Origin of the sequence: Pseudaestuariivita rosea, from assembly GCF_017592335.1 — a bacterium.
GTDB lineage: Bacteria > Pseudomonadota > Alphaproteobacteria > Rhodobacterales > Rhodobacteraceae > Parasulfitobacter > Parasulfitobacter rosea.
In genome coordinates this window covers 1-1405 of record NZ_JACNMP010000077.1, presented here as the reverse complement: position 1 = coordinate 1405, position 1405 = coordinate 1, and the positions used below count along the sequence as shown (strand labels likewise).

At 58.3% G+C, this 1405-nt stretch carries 1 protein-coding gene and 1 pseudogene; both read right to left on the bottom strand.

The genetic code is table 11. From position 1 onward, the window contains the following. A complete protein-coding gene (locus tag H7848_RS20395) occupies window positions 1-312 on the bottom strand; it encodes a transposase (RefSeq protein WP_208354658.1) in 312 nt (103 codons plus the stop codon). 207 nt (window positions 313-519) lie between these two features. Next, window positions 520-1346: pseudogene (locus tag H7848_RS19610) on the bottom strand (IS5 family transposase). Window positions 1347-1405 lie beyond the last annotated feature (59 nt).

Sequence of the window (1405 nt, the reverse complement as noted above, 5' to 3'; positions counted from 1 at the left end):
TCATGAATTCGAAGACCTCCGCGATGTCACGTCGTTTTGTGCAAACCAAGCCGCGGCCTTTGACAGTATGTCCCGCTCTTGCCGAAGCTGTTTCACTTCTCGGCGAAGTTGCCTCAGTTCTTCCAATTCGGCGCTTGTCAGACGGTCATCGCGTTCACCATCATCAGCACTGGCCTGCTTCACCCAATCATGGATTGTGGCAGCGCAGGGTTCATACTCCCGCGCAAGGCTTTCAACACTACGACCAGCTCGCGCAAGCGCAACCAATTGTTCCCTAAATCCCGCGGGGTACGGGTTCCTCGTTCTCGGCATGAAAAACACTCTCCTTCATCAGTGACAAAGTGTCCATCAAACCGGGGGAACTCCACACCGCTGCCACATCCTCGAAACCGGTAATGACAGCTACCGCTTCAAGGCCAGTGCTAAGGCCGCAAAGAAAACAGAAAAGGAGACCGCAACATTGACGCGTCATAAACCGCGACGCATAACTGAGAGTGGGTCAAAGGAAACGTGCCTAAGCTAGGTTACCGACTCATAAACGCGCAACCAGATGCGAGTTGCGGCGAGCTTTACGATGGCGAGGAAGTTGGCGTCATGCTTTTCATATCGGGTGGCGATCGCCCTGTAATGCTTGAGTTTGGAGAAGAACCGCTCGATCCGGTTGCGGCGTTTGTACGCGTTCCGGTCGAGCGGGAGCGGTGTCGAGCGGCGCGACATCGGTTTGATCACCGCCTGTGCCCCCATGTTGGCCAACCGTTCACGCAGCCGGTTACTGTCATATGCCGCGTCGGCCAGCAGAGTTTGACCGGGGCCGACCGTGCCGAGCATATCGTCGGCGGAACGACCGTCATGGGCCTGTCCGGCGGTGAGTTTCAGCGTGATCGGCAGGCCGTTCGCATCCGTGACAGCGTGGATTTTGGTCGTCAGACCGCCCCTTGAGCGCCCCATGCAGACGGCTCGAAGGTCAGCCACACCGGCGGGGTCGGTGGCCGCTTCAACCCCCTTTTTGCGTTCGCCCCGTGCTGGTGGACGCGGATCGAAGAACTGTCGACCGATTGCTCCGATCCCACGTAAGCCTCTGACACCGCGTCGAATATCCTGCTCCATACGCCGAGCTTCGCCCACCGCACGAAGCGGTTGTAACAGGTGGTGTAGGGACCAAAGCGTTCCGGGATGTCAGCCCTGGGCGAACCGGTCCTGAGCCGCCAGTAGATGCCGTTCAGTACCCACCGGTCATCGACCCGCGGCACGCCACGGGGCTTGTTGGGCAATAGCGGTTCGATGATCGACCATTCGAAGTCCGTCAGTGCGTAGCGCGCTGCGCCATGCTGCTCTCCTCTTTTCAGACAGTGAATCAGCAATCCACAAACGCCGCTAGAAATTTATGAGTGTGTGACCTAGCCCA

Bases quoted from the DNA above. Each gene is read 5' to 3' on its own strand.
- H7848_RS20395 (WP_208354658.1), bottom strand. From the start codon at position 312: ATGCCGAGAACGAGGAACCCGTACCCCGCGGGATTTAGGGAACAATTG.